Origin of the sequence: Enteroscipio rubneri, from assembly GCF_963929405.1 — a bacterium.
In the GTDB taxonomy this organism is placed as follows: Bacteria; Actinomycetota; Coriobacteriia; order Coriobacteriales; family Eggerthellaceae; genus Enteroscipio; species Enteroscipio rubneri.
On the sequence record NZ_CAWVIN010000003.1, the window covers coordinates 182,814 to 201,452 of the forward strand.

The following is an 18,639-nucleotide window of genomic DNA, read 5'->3' on the forward strand; positions in this document are numbered from 1 at the left end:
CCTCCGGATCCCTACAGGTGCGCCACCACGAGGTCGCCCATCTGAACGGTACCGACCACCTTGTCGGCGGGGGTGTCGACCTGCTTGATGTCGCCGGTGCGCCAGCCCTCGTCGAGCACGGCGGTCACCGCGCGGCGGATGTCGTCGGCGGCCTCACCCAGGTTGAAGCTGTAGCGCAGCATCATCTCGACGGACAGGATCTGCGCGAGCGGGTTCGCGATGCCCTTCCCCGCGATGTCGGGCGCGCTGCCGTGGCTGGGCTCGTAGAGCGCCGTGCCGTCGCCGAGGCTGGCGCTGGCCAGCATGCCGAGCGAGCCGGTGATCTGGGCGGCTTCGTCGGACAGGATGTCGCCGAACATGTTCTCGGTCACCACCACGTCGAAATCGACGGGGCGGCTGATGAGCTGCATGGCCGTGTTGTCCACGAGCAGGTCCTCGAGTTCCACGTCGGGGTACTCCTCCGCGCCGATGCGGTGCACGATCTCGCGCCACATGCGGCTCGTCTCCAGCACGTTCGCCTTGTCGACGCTCGTCACCTTGTTGCGGCGCTTGCGCGCGGCCTCAAACGCCTGGCGCGCGATGCGCTCGACCTCGTACTCGCGGTACTCGAGCGTGTCGTAAGCGCGCTGGCCGGCGGCGCCGTGGGTGCCGCAGCCCTCTTCGTCGTAGAAGCGTTCGCGACGACCGAAGTACAACCCGCCGGTCAGCTCGCGCACGATCATCATGTCCACGCCGTCCACGATCTCCGGCTTGAGCGTGGACGCGTCGGCCAGCGCGGCGAAGATCTGCACGGGGCGCAGGTTCGTGTACAGGCCCAGTGCCTTGCGGATGCCCAGCAGACCCTGCTCCGGACGCGGCTTCGCCGGATCCGTGGTGTCCCACTTCGGGCCGCCGACGGCCGCCAGCAGCACGGCGTCGGAGGCTTCGGCTACGTGCAGCGTCTCGTCCGGCAGCGCGGTTCCCGTCGCGTCGATGGCGCACCCGCCCAGCAGCGCCTCGGTGTAGGCGAACGCCGTGTCGTACTTCACGCCCACCGCGTCGAGCACCTTGACGCCCTCGGCGATGATCTCGGGGCCGATGCCGTCGCCGGGAAGCAGGCAGATGTTGTAGGTTTTGGCCATGGCTCTACTCCTCGCCCAGCTTCGCCTTCGTGCGGTTGATCAGGCCGCCAGCTTCGATGATCTCGCGGATGAACGGAGGGAACGGCTGAGCCTCGAAGGTCTGGCCCGTCGTCTCGTTCACGATGACGCCCGCGTCGGCGTCCACGCTCACCACGTCGCCCTGGCTGATGGCGTCCACCGCTTCGGGGCACTCCATGATGGCGAGGCCCGTGTTGATGGAGTTGCGGTAGAAGATGCGCGCGAAGCTCTTGGCGATGACCACGTCGACGCCAGCCGCCTTGATGGCGATGGGCGCGTGCTCGCGCGACGAGCCGCAGCCGAAGTTCTCGTCGGCCACGATGATGTCGCCGGGTTGCACGCGCTCGATGAACGACGTGTCGAGGTCCTCGAGGCAGTGCTTCGCCAGCTCGGCCGGATCGGACGTGGTCAGGTAGCGAGCCGGGATGATGACGTCGGTATCGATGTCGCGCCCGTAGCGGTGCGCGGTTCCTTTGAATTGCATGGTCGCAGTCCCTCCTAGTCCAAGTCTTCCGGCAGGCCGATGTGGCCGAGCACCGCGCTCGCCGCGGCGATGGCCGGCGAGGACAGGTAGACCTCGCTCGTAGGATCGCCCATGCGGCCGACGAAGTTGCGGTTCGTCGTGGCGATGGCGCGCTCGCCGGCGGCAAGGATGCCCATGTAGCCGCCCAGGCAGGGACCACAGGTGGGCGTGGATACGGCGCAGTTCGCATCGAGGAACACGTCCATGAGGCCCTCCTCCATGCACTGGCGGTACACGGCCTGCGTGGCGGGGATCACGATGCAGCGCACGTCGGGGTGGATCTTCCGCCCGCGCAGCACGTCGGCGGCCTGGCGCATGTCGACGATGCGGCCGTTCGTGCAGCTGCCGATGACGGCCTGGTCGATCTTAATGTCGCGCGCCTCGGCGGCCGGGCGCGTGTTCGACGGCAGATGCGGGAACGACACGGTGGGCACGATGGAGGCGGCGTCGATCTCGTAAACCTTCGCGTACGTCGCATCGGCGTCGGAGTGGTACTCGGTGTAGGGGCGCTCGGTGCGGCCGTCCATATAGGCGCGCGTCACGTCGTCGACCTCGATGAGGCCGGCCTTACCGCCCGCTTCGATGGCCATATTCGAGATGCTCATGCGCTCGTCCATGCCCATGCTCCGAATGGCGCTGCCGGTGAATTCCATGGCCTGGTAGAGCGCGCCGTCCACGCCGATCATGCCGATGATGTGCAGGATGACGTCCTTGCCGGTGACGCCGGGGGCCAGCTCGCCCTCGATCTTGAACAGCAGCGACTCGGGCACCTTGAACCACGCTTTGCCGGTGGCGTAGCCCACGCCGGCGTCGGTGGAGCCCACGCCCGTGGCGAACGCGCCCAGCGCACCGTACGTGCAGGTGTGGCTGTCCGCGCCGATGATGAGGTCGCCCGCGCCGACGACGCCCTGCTCGGGAAGCAGCGCATGCTCGACGCCCATGCAGCCCACCTCGTAGTAGTGGGTGATGCCCTGCTCGCGCGCGAAGTCGCGCACGATCTTGGCCTGCTCGGCGCTCTTGATGTCCTTGTTGGGGACGTAATGATCGGGCACGAGCGCGATCTTCGTGGGATCGAACACCTTCTCAACGCCGATCTTGCGGAATTCTTTGACGGCGATGGGGGCGGTAACGTCGTTGGACAGCACGAGGTCGAGATCGCATTCGATCAGCTGACCCGGCTCCACTTCGTCGAGCCCCGCATGGGCGGCGAGGATCTTCTCCGCCATGGTCATGGGACGTGGCATGTGTGCTCCTTTGTGCGGTGGGTCTCAAGCCTGCGCACGCGCAGGTACATGGAAAACGAGGCAATTGTACCACTGGCTTTTGCGCACAAGAAGAAGAGCCCCGCGGGGCTCTTCAAAGAGAAGCGATTTTCCAGATTGCGGTCGCACAGCGCGCATCCTAGTAGTAGCCGTGGCCGTAACCACCGTATCCCATGACGCTTGCTGCAACCGCGGAGATCATGCCGCCGATAGCCAAGCCGATCAAAAGGCCGATCACAATCCAAATCACGAAGCCGATGATGGCGAACTTGAGCGCGTCGCTTTTCACCTGCGGCATCTTGTCGACGTTCACAAGCCAGGCGATGATGATGCCTGGGATGCCCATGAGGGCGCCCACCACGAGCCAGGCAAACTTCATGCCCCCCGTCAGCTGCATGAGCGGAGCGGGAGCGTATACGGGCTGGGGCTGCGGGGCTCCGTACATCGGCTGCGGCGGCACGTGCTGGTTCATCGGAGGCTGCTGGTACGGCGCTGCCTGCTGGTACGCTGGCATCTGCGACCCGGCCGAATCGGGAACCGACGCACCAGCCTGCTGCTGGGGAGCCGCTTCGGGAGGCGTCGGTTGTAAAGGCTGCTGATTGTTCTGCTCGTCGGTCATGACGCACCTGCTTTCTTTTCGCCTGTCGTTACCATCGAACCGTCCTGTCGTCTCAAGGCCGACAGTCAGATGAATGCACCGTATAGGTTCGCAGCGTCCTGGTAGCGCCAGTATACGGGGCATGCGCGAACCGATGCGGCCCCGTCATCGAACCGACATGCAAATACACCATCTGGCGTAGAAACATGTCCGGGTTTATTGAGTTCTCCAGACGCAGTCGTCTAAGCGAGGCCTTCTAGCTAGGAAAGGGCTGAACAGAGCGCATCGAGCAACGTGATGGCGAAATGCTGCGCCGAACGTCCTTCGCCGGCGTCTCCCCATGCGGTGCCCGTCAGCTCAACGGCAATTCGCGACGGGGCCGACTCTTCAGCGACGCCGATAGCCGTCTCCAGCCGCAAAGCCAACGTCTCCTCGCCTTCGTAGCTGACCCGCGGGACGCTCGGAGCCGTATTCTCATCAGGCAGGACGATATGAACGAGCAGCATGGAGCTATCGGGCGCCACCAACAGGGAATCTGCGCTTACAATCTTGGATGCAGGGCTTGTGGCCAGCGCGAGATTCGACATGCGAGAAGCCACGCTGCGCGTGAATTCCTTTGTTCCGAACAGGCACAAGGCGTTGCGCTCAAGCACGTCGGCAGCTCGGGCGAAGCCCAGGTGGCTCGAGCCGTGCACAGCTTCCTTGCCCTCCCAGGAATGATGCAGGTTGCGAAGCGCCGCGTAGGTATAGGCGCCGGCGATACCGTCGGACGGAAGGCCGAGATTCAGCTGGAACTTGCGAAGAGCCAGCTCGGTGAAAGCACCAAAAATACCGTCGGTCTCACCGCACGCGAATCCGAGCGCACCGAGGGCACCTTGCAGCTCGAGCACATCCTGGCCATGAAAGTGGGGCATGCGCAGATATAACGTGCGGTCGCCCAGTTGAAAGGATGCATCTACCAGAGCGGACCACACCTTGTCCGTGACCTCGTCCGAAACGGGCAGGCACGCATGCTCGCAAAACGCCCATACGGCGGACGCCGTTCGCTCGCCAAATACGCCGTCGACCTCGTCTTCGTCGAGGAGGCCGACGATCGCGAGGCGCTGCTGCACGTCCTCGACCGCAGGACCTGTATCATGTCGCTTAATGGTTTCCATAGTCATCATGGTACCGCAGAAAGAAAGCGCCGCCCTGTACCGGGACGGCGCTTCCACCAAAGCAACAGAGCGACTATTGAAGCTGCCTTAGATTCCCCCATGTCGCATCGGCCGTCCTGCAACGTGAAAGACGCGCGGCAACGCTCAGAATCACTTCAACCGGTTCACGAACCAATCGGCCATGCTCACCAGAAGATCGCGCGAAGCGGAGGGGCGCACCATGTCGATCAGGCGATTCTTTGCAATGCTCGTAAGGTTCTCGGCATAGCTGCGCGCATAGTCGATGCTGCCTGATGCCTCCATGATAGCAACAGCATCGGCGAGCACTCTTTGGTCTTTCTCTTTCGACGAGAGGATCTCGATAAGGCGATCGCGCTCATCGGAATGCTGAAGCGCGTGCACCACCATAAGCGTGCGCTTGCCCTCCGTGATATCGTTACGGAAATCCTTCTTCGTGGACTCTTCGCTACCGATCAAATTCAGAAGGTCGTCTTGGATCTGGAACGCCAGGCCCGTGTCCAAGCCATAGTTGCGCAGCGCCTCAATCTCAGCCTCGGTTCCGCCACCTATGATGGCGCCAATGGCGAGCGGCACGGCACCGGAGTAATGAGCCGTTTTATGCGTGGCCATGACGAGGTAGTCCTCGGGCGTGATATCGTAACGGCTGTCGCGCGCCCAACCGATGTCGAGCGCCTGGCCTTCGATTGTGCGACGCGTCATGTCGATGAGCTCGGTAATGACGCGCACCTTCGTCGCATCATCGAGTCCCGTATCCGATACGACCGTCCCGTTCACAAGCGATAGCGCCAGATCTCCGGCATTGATGGCAAGACCCACCCCTTCGGTGAGGTGCATGCACGGCTCGCCGCGACGCAGCTCGGCCTCGTCAGCGATATCGTCGTGGATGAGAGCTGCCGTATGGAAATGCTCGATAGCGGATGCAGCGCTCGTAGCGCGTTCCATGTCGCCGCCGACCGCAAGGCACGCGGCAAAGCAGATGAGCGGACGATGACGCTTTCCGCCGTTTCTGCTGTACGCGACAAGAGGATCGTACAGATAGCGATCCATATCGGGATGAGAGCCTTTCGGGATGAACGAATTCACCAGATCGCCCACGCGATCAGCGTATAGCGACAAGTACTCTTCGAATGATTCAGGAGGCTCTTTAACAGCTGCGATGATCTCGTTGATGTTGTCCATGGCTCTTCTCTACACGGGTTCGTCTGCACGGCCGTTGGTCATGGTATCACAATGCCCGCAGTCGACTTGAACCGGCTTCACGAGCGGCGCATTTTTCCGTTATTCCCGCATATCGCCCAGGGCTGCGTTATTTTTGAACCTCATTGGGACATCCCGAGGCAAGGTTCGGTATTCGCAAACAATCCAATATGGTAGGGGCGGCGGGACTCGAACCCGCAAGCCTTGCGGCGGAGGATTTTAAGTCCCCTGCGTATGCCAATTCCGCCACGCCCCCAGGATGTTCGGATTCGCTGAACGGCGACCGGAATCATGGTAGCACGTCATCGGACGACGCTGCAATCTTTGACGTGCGCGCCTGCTCCCTTTCCGCCTCCCGCAAGACAATGCCGTGGAGAATGTCCGTCTCGCTCACGGTGAATGAATCGAATCCGGCAAGATCGAGCACGGTTTGCAGGATGATCATACCTGCCACGATCACCGGCGCACGACCGGGATCGAGACCCACGATCTTTTGGCGTTCCGCCAGCGGCGCGCAGCGAAGCTCGTCATACACGCTATCGAGCATCGGACGCGCAACGATCGCCTTGTGAACGCGCGTTGCGTCGTACACCTTCATGTGCTCGTGGACGGACACCACCGTGGTAGCCGTCCCAGCAACTGCAACCAGCCGATTTGGCACATGGTCTGCAACGCACAGCCTCTCAAAGAACGGATGCATGCCCTTCGCTATCCATGAACGAGCAGCGGCGAGTTCGTCCTTACTCGGGGGATCGGATGCGAGAAACTTCTCGGTCACCCTACGGCATCCGATGTCGAACGAATGCATGCGATCCGGCTCGCAGCCCGCCGTTCCCACGATGACCTCGGTGGAGCCGCCGCCTATGTCGACCACGATCAGCCGTTCGCCGCCAAACTCACATGAAGCGCCGGCGAAGGACAGCGCCGCCTCGCGCTCACCGGGGATCACCGTAAGTTCAATACCGGCGTCGCGCAGCAGCGCACCGAATTCTTCGGAGTTGTCCGCATCGCGCGCGGCCGACGTGGCCACAGCGGTCACCCGCACGTCCGGAGCGTCAGGAGCCTTATATGCTGCAAGCACCTCTTGGAATCGCACAATCGCATCGACAACGCGCCTCATCGCCTCTGGACGAAGCACGCCCGAAGCGTCGACGCCCTCACCCAGATTCGTGATCGCATATTCTCTGTCAAGTTCGGTCAGCCGTCCCCGCTCATCGATGTCGGCCACGAGCATGCGGCATGTGACCGTGCCGATATCGATAGCGGCGTAGCGGCCCGGCGCGCTCATCGCTGTTCCACACCTGCCGTTCGGGATCATCGGCCCCCCTACTCGACGCCAAACAGCGGATCGAGAATCGGCGAATACCAGGTTTCTGGCGCCGCTATGCTACCCGATACAATATTAGCGTGCACGGACGCGCTCTTCTCTTCGGAAGACGAGAGGCCCGATACCTTGGCCGTCTGCTCGCCTTCCTTGATCCAGCCCAGCTGATCGTGAGCCGCATTCTCTATGCCTGCATCGGTTTGCAAAGAGGACACCTCTCCCTGGATCGCATTGTTGCGCTCCACAAGGGCGGCATATTCGGCCGCAAGGCGATCACGTTCGCGCACCGATTGGTAATACTGCTGTACTGACGGATACAAAAACAAGCACGACAGCGCAAGGCAGACGACTACCGTCATGCTTGCTATGAACTTAGGCGCAGAAGCGGATGACGGGCTGGAGGCCGCCTTCGAACCGCGCTTCGCCGCGCGCGTCGAGGTTTTGTCCTGCATGCGAGCTGCCTGCCGGTGCTTCGCGCCCATTTCTCCCTTGTATACCGCAGCCCGCGGTCCCCCTTGGGAAGCCGATGACTCCGTATCGCCGAACTGCTTCGAATATGCGCGGCCGGCTTTGTTCTTCGCGCGGGAGCGCTTCAGAGAGGCAAGACGCGACTCTTTGCGCCGAATGGAATCATTCTGCACAGGATCGTCGTCGCAACCCTCGTCTGCCCGGCGCGTCTCTGTGCCGCTCCGGGCACGACGCGCGTCTCCGATACCGCGGTCAGCCGACGTACCACGACCGGCTTTTGCTCCACGATCCGATGGGAATCCATACCGATCGGCTACGGATGCTTCGGCACGCACAGCGCGACTCCCAAAAGACGAAGTGGCGGTCGTGTCGGGAAACGCGTCGGATGCGAAACGACGAGAGGTCGCGGTCGGGCAAGAAGCGGCGGGCGTCAAGCGGGAAAAGGCGCCGACCCGCTCTCGGGAAGTTGTGGAAACCAAAGATGCGGGGCGTTGCGAGCGGTTCTCTTGGCGATACGAGGAACGGGTGCTTGAAGCATGCTCCGAGTTCGGACGCGTGCGCACGCCTTGCCTTACCTCATCGAACGAGAGAATATTCGTCTGTTTAGCCAAACGGAATGCGCTCCTTTATGCATCGTGGTTCGTTACTGGTGTGTGTAATGCCGGAAGCTCGGTGCAGCATAGCACACTGAGCATGATTCTGCCACCGATGCAGAAGCCTGCAACATATCTGCGCTCCTTCGAAACCAGGCGATAACCGAATCGATAACCATCGGTACTTTGCATACACCGCGCACCGGCACGCGCCTTGCCGCATAAGACCGCGCTGAGCCCGCGACAATGCTACAAGTCGAGCTTCTTGACGTAAGCGCTCCACTTTGCAAAAGAGTCATCACTGATTGCATGCTCCATGAGGCAGGCCTCTTCTTCAGCACGCTCAGCGGGGATTCCGAGGGCCTTGGTGAGGAACGCGAACAGCAGATGATGTCGATCCAAAATGGACACCCCATAGTCGTACCCCTCGTCGGTGAGTGTTATATCGCCATAATAAGGCTGGTCCGCAAGGCCCTTCTCCTTCAGCGAGGCGATGGCCTTGTTCACCGAGGCCTTCGAAACGCCGAGTTTCGTTGCGACGTCGACAGACCTCACCGACGCCTCCGTCGTGCCGCCCAGCATGACGATTGCTTCGAGATAGTCCTCATGCGACTTGGACATCTTCTCCACGGGGCCCTCCTTCGGTTCGTCGTCACATGGTACCACACGACAAGGTCCGGCGAAATCGAGCGCCCGTACGGAGGGAAAGGAAGAGCCAGCGAGGAAGGGGGAGGCCTCGCTGGCCGCAGTGTGATGGACGACCAGACGAGAGGAGTCTCCACCACCGTGTTGGTGATAAAAAATGTCTGAGGACTCGATTCCTTTGCCCTACCTGACATTTGTTAGTTTAGGTCAACTTATATGTGACTGCAATGGGAGTTTACTGAGGTTTACAATCTCTCCACACAGACGAGACGGATCGGCGGGAATCACGCACGCCCACGAGCGCTCAAGGCGCGAGCACAGCCGAGCCGTTGCCTGGCACAGCGCGGATCACGCGCGCCCACGAGGCGCCCTCCATGCAGCCTTTCGTCGAAACGGCAAGAAATCGCCGAATTCGAAACGGCGCCGCTTCCGGCGGGCGCGGAGCGCGCCCGCCGGGCAGGGCCTCGCTGCAACCAGAAGCTAAACAAAAGAAGGCAGTCCGGCACACCCGCAGCGCGCGACCGATCTGCCAAATCCGGCGATTTCTTTCCATTCTCGCCCGTCCCCGGAAGCGGCGAAACGGATGTTTCACGTGAAACATCCGTTCGCTGATCGTTGTGTGGTTGCGCGACGCTTAGCGGCGAGGCTCGGCCGCGGCGCGCTTCTGCATGTCGGCCACCATGCGGTCGGCGGCACCGCAGCCGGAGCAGCCCGCGCATCCGCCGGCGCATCCGCCGTGCGCGTCATCCCCCTTGTGGCAATCGCACGGGCCGTTGCGCACCAGGCGTCGAATCGCGAGGAACGCGAGCGCCAGCACGACGAGTCCGACGACCACCGTGGACGGGGTGAATTCCAAACCGAGCATCTCGACTCCTTTCTTGCGAGTAGGGTCCGAAGGATCCCCCTCCCCCGAGCAACCTCTGTCGCGCCGCTTACGCGACGCCGCCCTCTGCTTCGAGCTTGCCTGCGGCCTCGCCCTTCTTCTTGTCGAAGGCGGGCATGGGCCGGAAGATCTGGAACAGCATACCGGCCAGCACCACGACCGCAACGCCGGTCCACAGGTTGAACGTCAGCTCGCCGGTGATGAGGCCGCCGAACTGGTAGAACATCAGCCCGATGCACCATGCGAAGACGGTCATGTAGCCGATGGTGAACCAGGTCCATTTCGCGTTGCCCATCTCGCGCCAGATGGTACCGATGGCGGCGAAGCAGGGCGCGCACAGCAGGTTGAAGGCGCAGAAGGCGAGGATGGCCGGCACCGATCCCGCGAACAAGGCGGCGAACGCGGCCCACATGGCAGGATCGGTCTCGCCGACCTCGCCCAGGCTGGTCAGAATGCCGACGGTGGCCACGACGTTCTCCTTCGCCACAAGGCCGGTGACGGACGTGACGGTGGCCTGCCAATCTCCGAAGCCGAGCGGCGCGAAGATCCAGCCGATCGCGTTGCCCAAACCAGCCATGAGGCTGTACTGGATGTAGTTGTCCGTCTCGGTGTCGAGCAAACCGAAACCCTCGCCCGCGTCGCCGAAGTTCATGAGCAGCCAGATGACGATGGTGGACAGGAAGATGATCGTACCGGCTTTGACGATGTAGCCCTTGATGCGGTCCCACGTGGACAGCAGGACGGACTTCACCGTGGGCATATGATAGGTTGGGAGCTCCATGACGAAGGGCGACGCGGGGCCGGCGAACATCCTGGTCTTCTTCAGCATGACGCCCGAGACGATGATGGCGATGACGCCCAAGAAGTAGAACGCGGGCGCAATCCACCAGGTTTGCTCGGTATTGCCGCCGGCGATGGCGCCGAACACGAGCGCGATGATGGGCATCTTCGCGCCGCAGGGGATCATCGTCGTCGTCATGATGGTCATGCGGCGGTCTTTCTCGTTCTCGATGGTCTTCGTGGCCGTGACGGCGGGCACGCCGCAACCGGACGCGACGAGCATCGGGATGAAGCTCTTGCCGGACAGGCCGAAGCGGCGGAACACGCGGTCCATGATGAACGCGACGCGCGCCAGGTAGCCGCACCCTTCGAGCAACGCCAACAGCAGGAACAGGATGATCATCTGGGGGATGAAGCCGATCACGGCGCCGACGCCCGCGACGATGCCGTCCATCACGAGGCTCTGGAGCCACGGGGCGACGTCGGCCGCTTCGAGGGCACCTCCGATCACCGCTCCCAAACCGGGGATCCACAGACCGTACGAGCCGTCGGAGGGGTCGGGCTCCTCTTCGGCCAACAGCGCCAGCTCCTCCTCGCTCGCACCGGCCTCCTCGGCGGCAGCCACGGACTCTTCCCACGCGCCCACGGCCTCTTCGTAGGCCGCGCCGCCGGTGTACAAAAAGCCGTCGCCGGAGATGCCGTCGTTGGCCCAGTCGGTGACCACGCCCGTGCCCACGGAGATGGCCAGGTAGTACACGAGCGCCATGACCACCACGAAGATGGGCAGGCCCAGCCAGCGGTTCGTCACCACGCGGTCGATCTTCTGCGTGGTGGTCATGCCCTTGCGCGAGCGCTTCATCGTCTCGTCAACGACGTGCGTGATGGCGTTGTAGCGCTCGGACGTGATGATGCTCTCGGCGTCGTCGTCGAGCTTGCCCTCCACCTCTTCGCGGATCGCCTCGACCGCCTTGAGGTCGGCATCGCTGAGCTTCATGGTGGCAACGGTGCGCTCCTCGCCTTCGAACAGCTTGATGGCGAACCAGCGCGCGGTTGCCGGGGACACGCGGTTGCCCAGGATGCCCTCGATCTTCTCGATGGCCTCCTCCACCTGCGCGTCGAAGGGCATCTTCGGCTCGGCGGGCTTTCCGGCCTTCGCGGCGTGCACGGCGGTTTCCATGAGCTCGGCCATGCCGTGCCCCCTGAGCGCCGTCGTCTCGACGACTGGGCAGCCCAACTGCTTCGACAAGCCGGCCACGTCGATCTTGTCGCCGTTCTTCTTCACGAGGTCCATCATGTTGAGCGCTACCACGACGGGCACACCCAGGTCGAGGATCTGCGTGGTCAGGTACAGGTTGCGTTCGAGGTTCGTCGCGTCCACGAGGTTCACGACGACATCGGGGCCGCCGTCCAACAGGTAGTCACGCGTCACGATCTCCTCGGGAGAGTACGGCGACAGCGAGTACACGCCCGGCAAGTCCGTGATGACCACGTCCTTGTCGCGGGTGTACTTTCCTTCCTTCTTCTCAACGGTCACGCCCGGCCAGTTACCAACGTACTGGCTGGCGCCGGTCAGATCGTTGAACATCGTCGTCTTGCCGCAGTTCGGGTTGCCGGCAAGCGCTATGCGAATTCCCATGTTCAGCCCTTCCATCTGCTTCGAAGCCTCCAGGGGTCTGCCATCCCCCGTCGGCCTGTTATAAGTTAGCTGTTACTAACTTAGTCTCAAAAAAGAAGCGCCGCAGCGCCTCTACCCTCGTCGTCTGGCGCTTGCGCCCGGCAACGTCAGCCGACGAGGATGCTCTCCGCCTCGCTCTTGCGCAGCGACAGCTCGTATCCGCGCACCGTGACCTCGATCGGGTCGCCCAACGGCGCGACTTTGCGGACGAACACGCTCGTCCCCTTGGTGATGCCCATGTCCATGATGTGACGCTTGAGCGCGCCCTCACCTTTCAAACGACGGACCGTGGCGGTTTTGCCGATGGCCACGTCGCGCAGCGTTCGATCCTGAGCTTCTGCCATATGCCTCGTTTCCTTTCCTTGATGTTTCCTGCGATTACGCCAACTCGATAAGCTCCGGCCGGTGCGGAGCAGATGTTTCACATGGAACATCTGCTCGTCTAGAACGAATGTTTCACGTGAAACATTCGCACGTGCACAGCGCACGATGCCCACCATGGGATGCACGCTATAGATGGCACCATGGATCCACGCCGTGAGGGTGCACCGTGCGAGGTGCGCTCCTTGCGGGGTGCGTGCTGTACCAGTTGTACGGTGCACGGAACGCCATAGTATGTTCGCTATGGAGGGTGCACCGTGCGGGGTGCGGACACGCTAAGCGGCGGCGTTCGTGATGATGCGGGATGCAACCTGGCGGTTGAGCGCAATCTGGGTGCCCTTGACCTCGACGATGAGGTCACCGGCGGCCTCGGAGACTACCGTCACCTGCGCGCCTTCGACGAAACCGAGGTTCTCCAGATGGTGATGAAGGTCACCGCGACCACGTACCTTCGCGATCGTGCCGGTCTCGCCGTCCCTCAGAAACGAGAGCGGCATCTGCTGGCACGCGATGCCGGGCGCAGACCCCGCGTCCGAACGACCGACCGTTCCCTGCATGCTTGCAACCGTTGCGTTGTCCATGGTGGCTCCCATCGAGTTAGCTTCATGTAACAAAAGTATCTTATAGCAAACTTTTGCAGAATGGAAGCCTTGGCTAACATTTTTTGGAATCGTTGACGGGACGTCGTGCGCAAGAGGACGTGGGCGGGAGCGGGGGCGAGAACCGGACGCCCCCGTGCGGGCTCAGTCGTCTTTGAGCGTCATCGCGTTCACGGCCACGATGACGGTGGACAGGCTCATGAGCACGGCGCCCACGGCGGGGCTCAGCAGGATGCCCGCGGGCGCCAGCACGCCTGCCGCCAGCGGGATGGCCACGATGTTGTAGCCGGCGCCCCACCAGAGGTTCTGCTTGATCTTGCGCGTGGTGTTCGTGCCCAGGTCGAGCAGCCGCACGATGTCCTCCGGGTCGCTCTTCACGAGCACGACGTCGGCGGAGTCGATGGCAACGTCGGTGCCGGCGCCGATGGCCGCGCCCACGTCGGCCTTCGCGAGGGCGGGCGCGTCGTTGATGCCGTCGCCCACCATCATGACCACGTCGCCCGCCGTGCGGCGCTCCTGCACGAGGCGCACCTTGTCCTGGGGCACGAGCCCAGCGTGGAACTCGTCGATCCCGAGGTCGCGGGCCACGGCGCGCGCGGCCTCCTCGTTGTCGCCCGTGAGCATGACGGGCGCGATGCCGCGCTCCTTGAGCTGCCGCACCGCCTCGCGCGCCGTGGGCTTCACCTCGTCGCCCTGGGCCACCACGCCGGCCACGACGCCGTCGATCACGAGGAAGCTCACCGTGAGGCCGCGGCCTGCGAGCTGCTGGAACAGGTCGCGGTCGTAGACGATGCGCCGCTCGTCGAGGTGGCGCGCGTTCGCAACGAGCGCCTTCCGCCCGTCCTCGAGCGTGCCCTCCACGCCCACGCCGGCCACGGCGTGCTCGTCGCGCACGGGCGCGGGGCGCACGCCCCGGTCGCGTGCTGCGGCCACGATGCTCGCCGCGAGCGGATGCGACGAGGACTGCTCGAGCCCGGCGAGGATCGCGAGCACGCGGTCATTGGCACGGTCGTCGGCGGATGCGCCGCCGTTTTTCCCGTCATTGCCGGCGACCGTGCCGTCGGCCCCTCCGGCATTATCGCCCTTGCCGTCGCCGGAGCCCGGCTTTCCCACCGCACGCACCTCCGCCACGCGGAAGTCGCCCTCGGTGAGCGTGCCGGTCTTGTCCATCATCACCACGTTCACGCGCGGCGCCACCTCAAGCGCCCGTCGGCGTCGCACGAGCAGGCCGTGCCGCGCGCCGATGGACGTGGAGCGCGCAGCCACGAGCGGTATGGCCAGGCCGAGCGCATGCGGGCACGCGATGACGAACACCGTGACCATGCGCGTGAGCGCGTCGCCCACGCTGCCCGTGACGGCAAGCCACGCGGCGAAGGCCGCGACGCCCACGCCCACGGCGGCGTAGAACAGCCAGCGCGCCACCTTGTCCGACAGCACCTCGGCACGCGACTTCTCCTGCTGCGCCTGCGACACCAGCTTCATGACCTGGGCAAGGTAGCCCGACTCGCCCGTGCCGGTCACACGCACGTACAGCGTGCCGTCGCCGTTCTGCGATCCGCCGAACACGGAGTCGCCCGCTCCCTTGGCCACGTCGCGCGCCTCGCCGGTGACGAGCGCCTCGTTCACCTGCGACTCGCCGCGCACGACCTCGCCGTCGGCGGGCACCTTCTCGCCCGCCTCTACCATGACGGTCTGCCCCACCTGCACCTCGGACAGCGGCGCATCGGCGAAGGAGCCGTCCGGCTGCTCCACGTGGGCCTGCGCCGGCAGGAGCTCGGCCATCTCCTTGAGCGCGTCGCCCGCGCCCATGACGGCCCGCATCTCCACCCAATGGCCCAGGAGCATGATGACGATGAGCGTGGCCAGTTCCCAGAAGAAGTCCATGTGCATGCCCGCTGCGTGCAGGACGGAGCGCTGGACGAAGGCGTAGATGCTGTAGGCGTAGGCCGTGGTGATGCCGAGCGCCACGAGCGTCATCATGGCGGGCTGGCGGCGCCTGAGCTCGTCCGCCGCCCCGCGCAGAAACGGCATGCCGCCGTAGACGAACAGCACCGTGGCGAGCGCCGCCACGACCCAGTCCGAGCCGGGGAACGCAAGCGTGATGGGGAGCGCCATCCCCATGGGCGAGGACAGCAGCAGGATGGGAATCGTCAGCACGAGGCTCGCGAAGAACCGCCGCTTGAGGTTCGCCCCGTGCATCGCCATGCCGCCCCCAGAGGCGTCCTTTCCGGAAGAGCCGTCCCGCCCGTCCTCGCGTTCGCCGTCATGCCCGCCCATCCGCCTCGCCTCGCCTTCATCGGTTGCCCTGCCTGCGCTATCGAGCACCAGGGTAGGACGCGACAGCGGCATCGCGCGGGTGCGGAGGCGAACCGTTGCACAGCGGAAACAAGGCGGTCGGGCGGGCGAAAGAGGCTCAGCCCACCATGCCCAAGGCGAGCGGCTCTATACGCTCAAGATCATCGCGATGGAGGTCGAGCGACTCCCACAAATCGGTGTTGCGCTGCAAGTTTAACCATACACGGGCGATGTGCCGAACAGGTTCTCGTCAAATCGAGTTTTCGGGAAGAAAAACAGGGTCTCGCGACGCGCCGGTTGTTTTCGGAACATAGTATACTTAGGATGGATAATCGAAACGTGCGAATTCGAGCAGAAAGCGCAGGACATGGCTGCAAACCATTACATCGACACGCGGGGGTGCGCCGAGCGCCCGGTCACGTTCACGGAAGCCGTCGTCGACGGGCTAGCGGCTGGCGGCGGGCTGTACGTGCCCGAGCGCATCCCGGAGCTTTCCCTGGAGGATATCGCGGCGCTGGCGCAGCTGCCCTACGCCCAGCGCGCGGCGCGCATCTACCGGGTGTTCGACGTCGACCTGCCCGCCGAGACCATCGAAGAGCTCATGGCCCAAGCCTACGGCGACAACTTCGACGACGAGCGCATCTGCCCCATCACGTCGCTTACGGCCGACACCCACGTGCTGGAACTGTGGCACGGTCCCACGAGCGCGTTCAAGGACATGGCGCTGCAGTGCCTGCCGCGGTTCTTCTCCGCAAGCGCCGCCCAGCTGCGCGAACAGGGGAAGCTCGACCACGACTTCCTCATCCTCGTGGCCACATCGGGCGACACGGGCAAGGCCGCGCTCGAGGGCTTCCGCGACGTGGACGGCGTGAGCATAGGCGTGATGTACCCCGACGGCGGCGTGAGCGACATCCAGTTCAAGCAGATGGCCACGCAGCGCGGGCGCAACGTGCAGGTGTGGGGCGTGCGCGGCAATTTCGACGACTGCCAAACCGGCGCGAAGAACGTGTTCGGCGACGAGGAGTTCGCGGAGCAGCTGTTGGAAGAGCACGGCGTGGCGCTCTCCAGCGCGAACTCCATCAACTGGGGGCGCCTCATGCCCCAGATCGTGTACTACGTGTCGGCCTACGCGCAGCTGGTGGCAGACGGCAAGTTGGGACTGGGCGACGAGCTGGACGTGTGCGTACCCACGGGCAACTTCGGCAACATCCTGGCCGCCTACTACGCCAAGCGCATGGGCGTGCCGCTGGGCATGCTGTACTGCGCCAGCAACGAGAACCGCGTGCTCACCGACTTCATCAACACGGGCACCTACGACATCTCCGAGCGCCCCTTCGTGCTGACGCCCTCCCCTTCGATGGACATCCTCGTGTCGTCGAACCTGGAGCGCCAGCTGTTCGAGCTGACGGGGCGCGACGCCGAGGCCATAGCCGGCTGGATGTCCGACCTGCGCGAGCAGCGCCACTTCCGCGTGGACGAGAACACGTTCGCCCGCGTGAGGGAGCTGTTCGCCTCCGACTCCATCGACAACGCCACGTGCCTTCGCACCATCAAGCGCGTGTTCGACGAGCACGGCTACCTGCTGGACCCGCATACGGCCGTGGCCTACCAGACCGCCGAGAACCTCCGGGGCGAGAACCCCGTGCTCATCGCGAGCACGGCGAACTGGGCCAAGTTCGGCGACAACGTATATCGCGCGCTGCACGGCATCGAGCCGGGCGCCGCGCTGCCCGACGACGTGGCCGCGCTTTCCGGCTGCGAGCTGAACGACCTGATCGCACGCGAGACGGGGGCGAATGACGTCCCCCGCGGCCTGGCCGAGCTCGACGCGCTACCCATCCGCTTCGGCGAGGTTATAGAGGGAGACGCGGACAGCATCGAGGCGGCGGCCGCGCGCTTCATGGAGAAGCTGGACGCGACGGCGTCCGCGCGCAACGACTGACGCTTCCCGCAACGAAAACGGCTATGACCGGAGAAGAACGAGGATAGACTATGAGCGAACTTGCGAACCTGAAGCCGACGATCAGGCTGTCCATCATGAACCCCGACTCCGAGAGCGGCTCGCTGTTCGGACGCGGCATCGCCAGCCTGTGCTTAGGCGTGCGCGAGACGGGTTCGCTCAACTCGTCGGCCAAAAGCATGGGCATGGCCTACAGCAAGGCATGGCGTATCGTGAAGGACACCGAAGCGGCTCTGGGCATCCAGCTGCTTGATCGCGACGGCGCGCACGGCAGCACCCTGACCGACGCCGGCGCCATGCTGCTCGAGGCCTACATGGCCATCGACAAGAAGCTTCAGGAAGACGCCGAGAAGGAGTTCGCCCGCATCCTGGGCTAGCGGGAAGCCCGCATGCCGCGCCCAGGCAAACCCGCTCGCCTGCTGGGATTCAGGTCTGGCACGGCATGGCATCAGGCGCTCGCCTGGAGCGACCGGCGCGAGGGATGCAGCACCAACTAACCTGCTGCCGCATCCAGTCCGACCCACCGCTGCGCGGCATCGAACAACCGCACGTACACGTCGTCGCCGCGCTGGCGCGCGAAGGCACACAGCGTGGGCGTCCAGTGGCGAAGATGACGCTCGAGAAACTCCTCGGCGAAGGCGCCGGCCGCCCTCCCCCGCACGTTCTCGGTCGCCTGCACGCGGCGCAGGTGCGCCATAAACGCGAGCTCGGCCACAAGGTGATCCGGGCGCATCGACCCGACGAGGGGGCCGAACCCGTTCAGCACGCGCGGGTCGAAGCCGTACATGCGATAGCAGGCCAGCACCTCGGTCATGCGCCTGCCGTCCACGTGCCCCGGTTCCAGGCGACCGTCCTCGCCCTGGCGCGCATCGGCCATGCAGCTTTCCACCGCCGGCACGTACAACGGTGACACCGCTACGACCAGGCGGTCATGGAAGCGGTGCACCAGTTCCTCGCCGACGGCAACGTCGCCGGGCGCTTCCGCGCCCGCTGCTTCCAGCAACAGACCCATGCGCTCAACCTGCTGCGCGTCGGGCTCGTTGGACAGCACGGAGGCGAACAGCGCATACACGCTCGCCGCGGCAAGGCTGTCGTTCCCTATCTGTTCCACAGCGTTTCCTCTCTCGAAGGAGGGACGG

Annotated in this window: 17 protein-coding genes and 1 tRNA gene; 2 read left to right on the forward strand and 16 right to left on the reverse strand. The window is 64.1% G+C overall.

Annotated elements, in window-relative coordinates; translation table 11 throughout:
• Positions 1–11: 11 nt before the first annotated feature.
• The 15 genes from leuB to ABGT83_RS08120 all read right to left on the reverse strand — a co-directional run bounded on the left by leuB (position 12) and on the right by ABGT83_RS08120 (position 15,522).
• Positions 12–1,121, reverse strand: a complete 1,110-nt coding sequence (gene leuB / locus ABGT83_RS08050; RefSeq protein WP_346686910.1) for a 3-isopropylmalate dehydrogenase — start codon at positions 1,119–1,121, stop codon at positions 12–14.
• Positions 1,122–1,125: 4 nt separating this feature from the next.
• Complete coding sequence (leuD, locus tag ABGT83_RS08055; protein WP_346686912.1) at positions 1,126–1,623, reverse strand: 3-isopropylmalate dehydratase small subunit; 498 nt, start codon at positions 1,621–1,623, stop codon at positions 1,126–1,128.
• Between the two features lie 14 nt (positions 1,624–1,637).
• Complete coding sequence (gene leuC / locus ABGT83_RS08060; RefSeq protein ID WP_346686913.1) at positions 1,638–2,906, reverse strand: 3-isopropylmalate dehydratase large subunit; 1,269 nt, start codon at positions 2,904–2,906, stop codon at positions 1,638–1,640.
• 157 nt (positions 2,907–3,063) lie between these two features.
• Positions 3,064–3,543, reverse strand: coding sequence for a spore coat protein SP96 (locus ABGT83_RS08065; protein WP_239926457.1), 480 nt, complete (start codon positions 3,541–3,543; stop codon positions 3,064–3,066).
• Between the two features lie 239 nt (positions 3,544–3,782).
• Entirely contained in the window at positions 3,783–4,688 is a 906-nt protein-coding gene (locus ABGT83_RS08070) for a peptidoglycan-binding domain-containing protein (RefSeq protein ID WP_346686914.1), read from the reverse strand.
• A gap of 141 nt (positions 4,689–4,829) precedes the next feature.
• Positions 4,830–5,879, reverse strand: coding sequence for a polyprenyl synthetase family protein (locus ABGT83_RS08075; protein ID WP_103265070.1), 1,050 nt, complete (start codon positions 5,877–5,879; stop codon positions 4,830–4,832).
• Positions 5,880–6,068: 189 nt separating this feature from the next.
• Positions 6,069–6,153, reverse strand: a tRNA-Leu gene (locus ABGT83_RS08080).
• 33 nt (positions 6,154–6,186) lie between these two features.
• The gene (locus ABGT83_RS08085) at positions 6,187–7,185 is read right to left on the reverse strand and encodes a Ppx/GppA phosphatase family protein (RefSeq protein WP_346686916.1); all 999 of its coding nucleotides are present in this window, start codon (positions 7,183–7,185) and stop codon (positions 6,187–6,189) included.
• A gap of 38 nt (positions 7,186–7,223) precedes the next feature.
• Positions 7,224–7,673 carry an FtsB family cell division protein gene (locus tag ABGT83_RS08090; RefSeq protein ID WP_239926453.1) on the reverse strand — a complete coding sequence of 150 codons (450 nt, stop codon included), beginning with the start codon at positions 7,671–7,673 and terminating at the stop codon, positions 7,224–7,226.
• A gap of 858 nt (positions 7,674–8,531) precedes the next feature.
• Complete coding sequence (locus ABGT83_RS08095; protein WP_103265067.1) at positions 8,532–8,912, reverse strand: metal-dependent transcriptional regulator; 381 nt, start codon at positions 8,910–8,912, stop codon at positions 8,532–8,534.
• Positions 8,913–9,561: 649 nt separating this feature from the next.
• On the reverse strand, positions 9,562–9,792 hold the full coding sequence (locus ABGT83_RS08100) for a hypothetical protein (protein WP_346686918.1): 231 nt from the start codon (positions 9,790–9,792) through the stop codon (positions 9,562–9,564).
• Between the two features lie 67 nt (positions 9,793–9,859).
• Positions 9,860–12,226 carry a ferrous iron transporter B gene (gene feoB / locus ABGT83_RS08105; RefSeq protein ID WP_346686920.1) on the reverse strand — a complete coding sequence of 789 codons (2,367 nt, stop codon included), beginning with the start codon at positions 12,224–12,226 and terminating at the stop codon, positions 9,860–9,862.
• A gap of 146 nt (positions 12,227–12,372) precedes the next feature.
• Positions 12,373–12,609: a FeoA family protein gene (locus tag ABGT83_RS08110; RefSeq protein ID WP_103265064.1), complete on the reverse strand. Its 237-nt coding sequence runs from the start codon at positions 12,607–12,609 to the stop codon at positions 12,373–12,375.
• A 312-nt stretch (positions 12,610–12,921) separates the two neighbouring features.
• Positions 12,922–13,227, reverse strand: coding sequence for a FeoA family protein (locus ABGT83_RS08115; RefSeq protein WP_239926451.1), 306 nt, complete (start codon positions 13,225–13,227; stop codon positions 12,922–12,924).
• A 162-nt stretch (positions 13,228–13,389) separates the two neighbouring features.
• Positions 13,390–15,522 carry an HAD-IC family P-type ATPase gene (locus ABGT83_RS08120; protein ID WP_346686922.1) on the reverse strand — a complete coding sequence of 711 codons (2,133 nt, stop codon included), beginning with the start codon at positions 15,520–15,522 and terminating at the stop codon, positions 13,390–13,392.
• A gap of 385 nt (positions 15,523–15,907) precedes the next feature.
• On the opposite strand from ABGT83_RS08120, the gene thrC reads away from it, so the two are divergent.
• Both thrC and ABGT83_RS08130 read left to right on the forward strand, forming a co-directional pair.
• Positions 15,908–17,482, forward strand: a complete 1,575-nt coding sequence (thrC, locus tag ABGT83_RS08125; RefSeq protein WP_346686924.1) for a threonine synthase — start codon at positions 15,908–15,910, stop codon at positions 17,480–17,482.
• A gap of 50 nt (positions 17,483–17,532) precedes the next feature.
• Positions 17,533–17,877 (forward strand): winged helix-turn-helix domain-containing protein, encoded by a 345-nt coding sequence (locus ABGT83_RS08130; protein WP_103265060.1) that lies wholly within the window; start codon positions 17,533–17,535, stop codon positions 17,875–17,877.
• 116 nt (positions 17,878–17,993) lie between these two features.
• Here the strand turns inward: ABGT83_RS08130 and ABGT83_RS08135 are convergent, their stop codons facing one another.
• Positions 17,994–18,611, reverse strand: coding sequence for a molecular chaperone TorD family protein (locus ABGT83_RS08135; protein ID WP_346686926.1), 618 nt, complete (start codon positions 18,609–18,611; stop codon positions 17,994–17,996).
• Between the last annotated feature and the right edge of the window lie 28 nt (positions 18,612–18,639).